The sequence below is a fragment of the Catenibacterium faecis genome, from assembly GCF_014306455.1.
In the GTDB taxonomy this organism is placed as follows: domain Bacteria; phylum Bacillota_I; class Bacilli_A; order Erysipelotrichales; family Coprobacillaceae; genus Catenibacterium; species Catenibacterium mitsuoka_A.
This window is the reverse complement of the sequence record NZ_JACRWG010000032.1, coordinates 24,078-30,507: the sequence shown is the minus strand read 5'-3', so window position 1 is coordinate 30,507 and position 6,430 is coordinate 24,078. Positions and strand designations below refer to the sequence as shown.

4 protein-coding genes are annotated in these 6,430 nt (G+C 29.3%); 1 reads left to right on the top strand and 3 read right to left on the bottom strand.

All coding sequences use genetic code 11. The features are described 5' to 3' along the window. The first annotated feature begins 573 nt into the window (after positions 1–573). Positions 574–726, top strand: coding sequence for a hypothetical protein (locus H8909_RS08195; RefSeq protein ID WP_187012482.1), 153 nt, complete (start codon positions 574–576; stop codon positions 724–726). A 478-nt stretch (positions 727–1,204) separates the two neighbouring features. On the opposite strand, the gene H8909_RS08190 is transcribed toward H8909_RS08195, so the two are convergent. The 3 genes from H8909_RS08190 to H8909_RS08180 all read right to left on the bottom strand — a co-directional run bounded on the left by H8909_RS08190 (position 1,205) and on the right by H8909_RS08180 (position 6,420). After that, positions 1,205–4,336: a DEAD/DEAH box helicase gene (locus tag H8909_RS08190; protein WP_187012481.1), complete on the bottom strand. Its 3,132-nt coding sequence runs from the start codon at positions 4,334–4,336 to the stop codon at positions 1,205–1,207. A gap of 290 nt (positions 4,337–4,626) precedes the next feature. Beyond that, positions 4,627–5,838 (bottom strand): hypothetical protein, encoded by a 1,212-nt coding sequence (locus H8909_RS08185; protein WP_187012480.1) that lies wholly within the window; start codon positions 5,836–5,838, stop codon positions 4,627–4,629. A 45-nt stretch (positions 5,839–5,883) separates the two neighbouring features. Continuing rightward, a complete protein-coding gene (locus H8909_RS08180; protein WP_187012479.1) occupies positions 5,884–6,420 on the bottom strand; it encodes a hypothetical protein in 537 nt (178 codons plus the stop codon). Positions 6,421–6,430: the final 10 nt, after the last annotated feature.

Genomic DNA, 6,430 nt, shown 5'->3' with positions numbered 1-6,430 from the left:
CTAGAAAAGGAGTATGTATAATATAATTGATCAACCTAATCGGAATGATTGGTCAAGTGTATCGGAATTAATGATCAGGCTAAATCGGAATTATTGGTCAGCTACGCCAAAATAATCAATAGTAAAAAGAAATCAAGATAAAAACTATCTTGATCCATCTTTTTTGAGTTTTGGCTTTTTTGGTTCTTACATTCCCATTAGTGACATTGTTTCATGTGAATATAGTGTAGCACTAAGTGCTAATCGCATGATAACTTTTACAATACATTCATATTTTATCTCCTTTCTAGAAGATTATTAGATTCCCCTATCTCAATTATTTATATTACATATATTTTTTTTGCTAATTAACTATTTTTTCATAAACGCACCAAAATTATCATGAACGTATAAAAAATGATTTGTTAAGTTATATTGCAAAAAATAATATCTATTTGAATACCCACAAACCACAGGTTAGTGAAAAATAAATATCATAAAAACCGATTAAACGGTATTCATGAAGCTGAACCAGACACATATTTTTCCATCTGTTCTATAATTAGATCAGAAATCAGATGGAGATATAATTACATGTCAAACAAACTATTAAAGCCAAAGAAAGCTTCTCTATGTGAGTTCACTCAGAACTATTCTAATAACATCAATAACTGTATTGAATTATTCAAATCCATAGAATGGCCTGATGGATTCTCATATGATCATTGCGGATACCATAAGTATTAGCGAGTCAAGCGTGTAGAAAAGACCAAGACTTCATATGTTCTTGAATGCAGCTCATGCCATAAGCAGCAACTTATTCTTGGCATTTTATCTACAGACAAAGAAAGCAACTATCCCAGGTTCATCAAATTGAGACTCATCACAGATTATACTGGTCTGTCACTTAAGAAAAACATAGAAAAATGTTGTGTATTATCACATGATGCATTACTTAATACTGATGGCGAGAAAGGCTTTAATACACTAAATGAAGAAAAGGATCATAGACTACTCTGGTTAAAGATAATAATCGGTAATATTAAAAATATAATATTACTGGGATATATTATGGATAAAATCAAGGAATACCTACAAAGATCATTTCATATCAGTCATAGACAGATAGTCTATATCCTGAATATTTCTGCTTCGTATTTCTCTTAAATCGTCACCTGTTGATTATGGGTTTTCAAAACAAGAAATAATTTCAATAATAATTCTCTTAATCGCATTGTTTTTCTAGATTTTCATTGTTACTTTTTTCAATGACTTCAAGTGTTTTATTAATAACATCACTTCCAAGTTCTTTGAATAATTTTTTATCACCAATAATGTAAAATTCTTCTTTAGCTCTTGTTGCTGCAACATTCATAATATTCGGATTTTCTGAACCCATAGCCCAATTAGCAGCTCCTTTATTACTTTCATCACATCCTAATACCAAAAATACAATAGGAGCCTCTTTACCCTGGAAAGTATGAACAGTACCAATACTAATTGGTTTGTTATTACTATTTTTACTAGATATATTTTTTAACACATCTGCAAGTTCTTTTTTTAGTTCGTTTGCAACATGTCTAAACGGGGAAATAACAAAAATCTTATCATCTTCTTCAATAAGTTTTGGATTTTGATTTATTAGTTCCTGTATCTTATTTTTTAAAAACTCTCCTTGCTCTTTAACATATTTATCTGACGCTTTTCCTGAAATATCATACCAATCTACTTTACCGTCAACATCTTTACCTTGTACCATATTCCCTTCATAAGAAATTATATTTGATATTTCATACATCTGATTTCTGCATCTTCTATGCACCCAAAGAGGAATACCAATCCATTCACCTTTATCATCATAAAAACCATATTTACTGATATTATCAACTAAAGTCTGAGTAGATGCATTATCAGATAGATATTTATCTGATACATCATAGTGTTTTCCCAATATACCTAGAATTGAAGAATCTAAAGTAAGAACTGGTTTGATTTGTGCTGGATCACCTAATACCATAACCTGTTTACTCCTAGATATTGCACCTACACTTGCTTGTGGTAATGCTTGTCCAGCTTCGTCAATAAATAAATATCCTATAGTGTTTTCACCTAGATTTTTAAACATTGTGTTAATGCTTGCAAATGTAGAACTTATAACAGGTATGACCATATTAATCCAATTCCATGCTTCGTTAATAACTTCCTTGTTTTCAAGATACCTATTCTGCTTATTCCATATTATCTTTGCTGCATTTACACTCTTAATATTGTCATATAAAAACTGTTTTCTGACCTCTAATGCAGCAATAAAAAGCTTTGATTGCTTTTCTCTATAATTTCTATCAAACCATGGATTCATCAACTGAAGATTTTTATAATCTTGATTCATATCTAATGGTTTTGTTGGTTGAACTTTTAAATATGCCTCACTTGATTGAATATTATTTTCTAAATTTTTAATTTTTTCAAGAAACGCTGCTTCTGTTTTATTTTTTTCATTCTGTTTATCATTAATTAAAAACTCATATTCATTCTCTTTGCTTCTGATATGACTAAGTTCTTTTTTTAATTGTTCTCTATCTATATTTAGTTTGGAGATCTCATCATATAACTTATTATGCTCAGTGGAATATTTTTTCATTCTTTTATTATAAGCTTTTCTTCCCGGTAAAAAGAAAAGAGGTTTATTTAACTTTAAAATTTCAATGGCTTGTTGATTATGACTTAGTTCATCTTGAGTATTTTTGATTTTTTCCTCAACTATTTTTATATTGTCTACAAGTTGAGATTTTTTAATATCTGTTTCTTTCTTAAAATCTGTAAATTTATGCTTCTGTGTGTCTAATTCTTTCTCGATTTTTTTTATACTTCTGGAATAGTCATCCTTCACTTTAAGAAGTTGTTTTTTCTGTTCATCTAATTTTTTATATTCTTTATAAATTTTTTGTTTTTCATTTTTGCACTTAATAATCGAATCATATTCTTTTTTGAATTCATCATATACACTAGGATTAGATTTAAATTTTTCTTTATCTTCTAAATAACCTATTACATGTTTTAATGCAGTGAGAATGTGATCCATATTGGCTTTTTTTCCTCCCTCTAGAGAAAATAATCCCCAAAACTTCTTTTCTTCATTCAGTTCAGCTTCTAAATCTTCAATATTTTTGCCAGTCTCATCTTTTCTCCATTTTGTCGAAATGTTTGAATTTGAAATATCGAAAAAATAATCTGCATTTTTTAATTCTTTAATTAGGGTTTTATCTATTTCACTGCATAACGGCAATTCATTTACAATATTTTGAACTGCTGTGTTATTTGAACTTGCAACCACTATACCTTTATCAGCTATTGATTGAGGCATTCTACCTATTCCTGCTTTTCCATAATAGAATACTTTATCAGTAATTTTTTTTGATTTTAATTCTGTAATATCATATGCTTGCTCAACAATCAATTCTGCAAATATATCCCTTAAAAGAGTAGTTTTGCCTGTTCCAGGAGGACCGTTCACACTACGCATTTGGTCATCATCGTATCCAGTTGCCAAGTTTACAGCAACCTGTTGCATAAGAGAAAGTGAATATTCAAGATTACTTGGAAAACGTGTCACAGGATAATTAACAGGTTGCAAAATATTATAAAATACATCTGGATTAAATGTATCTTTATTCATTCTGCTATCAAGATTAATCCTATCCTTATATGTACCTAATAGGTATCTATTAAGGTTGTCTGATTTTATAGATTTCGCTTTTTCTAGATCAGCAATAAAAAACGAATGTAAATTCGTGGCATCGGACTTTAAATTGCTTGACACATTCATCCTGCACTTTTCACGATCTAATGAATATTTCTTAATTAATTTAGCAAAAGCATTATTAAAGAATTCCTTGTAGTTCTCATCTTCAGAACACTCAAATAATTCTCTAATATAAGTTTTATTTTCTTCTTCATACTCTAAAAACTCTTTTTCTTTAGGAACTTTTTTATTTTTTAGAATGTAATAGCTCTCTGTAAAGAAAGCCACGTTATCAGATAATTTGAGCTCCTTATCGAAATAAACTGCAAAAGAAAACTTATTTCCTAATTTTATGTCTTCATCTGATTCATCAAGTTTAAATTGTTTTCTCAAAAGCGAAATAACATTTTTAAATTGAAAAATGTTAAAGTACAATACAATACCACCGTCTTTATCAATGTTATTCTTCTTTAATATTTCATTCTTAAATAATGTATAATAGTCGTCTACATAAGAGTTTATTCTTTTTAGATGTTTATCATTTGAATTGATATCACCTTCAGATAAATGCTCTACCATTATCCAAGCTTCTAATATATTCTTTTTTTTATCCATGAATACTAACCTCCAATCTATCGCTAGTAAATAAATTATATCAAAATATTAAATGTCCATATACAATTAAATGTTATTTTATACATATTATAAAAAGGTTTCTTACACATGAAATTTAATTCAATGGTGAGAAACCACTTTAGATGACTTATGATTTGAATACACATAATCTACAAAATAATACTTTTAATCTTAGATTTGTTATTTTAGATGTTAATAAAAACAATCTTATTAAAGAGATTATAAGGATACTTATAGTGTGTAGATGTTCAAACTGCCTTTAAACATTTTTAATTTACAACCAAAAGAATCTCTTTATCATCAAAACAGATTTCTTCAGTATGGTTATAAATCTGAATCATATCTTCCATTTTATCAACAAAAACATGTGTACCTGAATTACTTAATGATGCAAATTGATGAACAGCATCCATCTTCATTTCTTTTGCAGTTTTCTCTAACTGGCTCCCACCCTCTTGAAGCAATTCATCTACAGGTCCTTCGCTAATAAATGGGATGCTACCAATCATTTTACCAACTGCTTTTCCTGCCATACCTAAACCATTTACGACATTAAATTCAACAGAATTATCTCCAAGCTTTTCAATATAGAATGAACTTTCATTAAATAGATTTCTATACTTGCTTGATAAGTCAGTAATCTCATCTCTAATACCCGCAATATACTCCTCTTTATAATTACCACCAAGCATGATTTCCATCATAGATGCTAGAGAATATGTGTATAAAGAAAGTCTATAATACTTGAATTTTTTCTCTAAGTCAGATAAAGCTTCTTTGACTTGTGCTTGTCCAACTAATAATTTCTTTGAAGAAAGAAATTCAGTAATCTGTTTTTGATGTGATAGCATATGACTTCTCGCGGTTCTTTTTATATCCATAACCATCTTATGACTATTTGAAACATACATTTCATTATCCCAGTTGTACTTATAATTAGTAAGAAGTTCATTGACTGTTTCAAGATCACCTTCAATATCTGCCTCATCTTTGAATTCCATAAACGACAATATTTGTTTTTGTGTTTTCGCAATCTCTCCAAGTTCTTTCTCAATAGAATATAAAGCGACTGCCATCATCATAGTAGCAGGATCTATTGGAACTACAGCTTGAGATGTAGCAGAAAGAGGACCCGCTTCAGCTAATTTAGCCATTTTAGATTTTCCTGCCTGTGTCTTCATAGCACCCCAGGCAGTTCCATCCTTAGCCATTTTCAAGGTATCTCCCGTTGTTTGATTTGCGATTCTATATAATTTATCAGTTGAAAAAGTAGTAGTTGTCGTAACTGTATGCAGTGCAGGAATAAGTGAAGAAACACCTGCACCTAAAGATGATAGTTTCCCAATAGGTACACTTATAGTTTTCTTGTTTTCAAGAGATGATCTTGCATCTAATAGAAGTTCTTCTGTTACTTCAGATATACTTCCTGATTCTTCTCTTACTTTAATTTCGTCGTTATTTGTTTTTATAGTGTTTTCCATAATATTACCTCATCATTCTTCTATAACATTGCACTTGATGTGTTACTATTTAAATTTTAAATCATAAGTTGGTGGACTATCAATACTTATAATGCAAAAGCGATAATATTCTCTTTTTGAATATGCACCTTCACCAATAAGATAACCATTTTGTGTACAATGCGTAAACTTCTTGCATGATTTTTTCAACATTGTATAAAGGTGTTTAGAATTCTCATTTTTATACCAGATTGTACTGATTTCTGTTGGAAATAAAGCTTTATTCTCATAGATTCCTCCTATATCAATTATAATAGTTTCTTTATTGAATTCCTGATCTAGGAAAAATGTATTATCTAAGCAGAACTTGTTTTTCCTTTTTATAGGTATAGTACCACTTAAACATACAAGCCGTTGATTATTAATATGATTGCCTCTTAAATTAATACCAAAATGTGGTTCTTTTGTGATATCAGATATTTCTATCAAGCCATCCATACGACCACACTTGAAATACTGTATTTCATTATTCTGTTGAAAATCATTAAAAATAGAGATTAAATCTTCTTTTGTCGCAAACATCCTAAAGCTTCTTGTTGTCATAATATGATCA

Bases quoted from the DNA above. Each gene is read 5' to 3' on its own strand.
- H8909_RS08180 (WP_187012479.1), bottom strand. From the start codon at position 6,420: ATGACAACAAGAAGCTTTAGGATGTTTGCGACAAAAGAAGATTTAATC.
- H8909_RS08195 (WP_187012482.1), top strand. From the start codon at position 574: ATGTCAAACAAACTATTAAAGCCAAAGAAAGCTTCTCTATGTGAGTTC.
- H8909_RS08185 (WP_187012480.1), bottom strand. From the start codon at position 5,838: ATGGAAAACACTATAAAAACAAATAACGACGAAATTAAAGTAAGAGAA.
- H8909_RS08190 (WP_187012481.1), bottom strand. From the start codon at position 4,336: ATGGATAAAAAAAAGAATATATTAGAAGCTTGGATAATGGTAGAGCAT.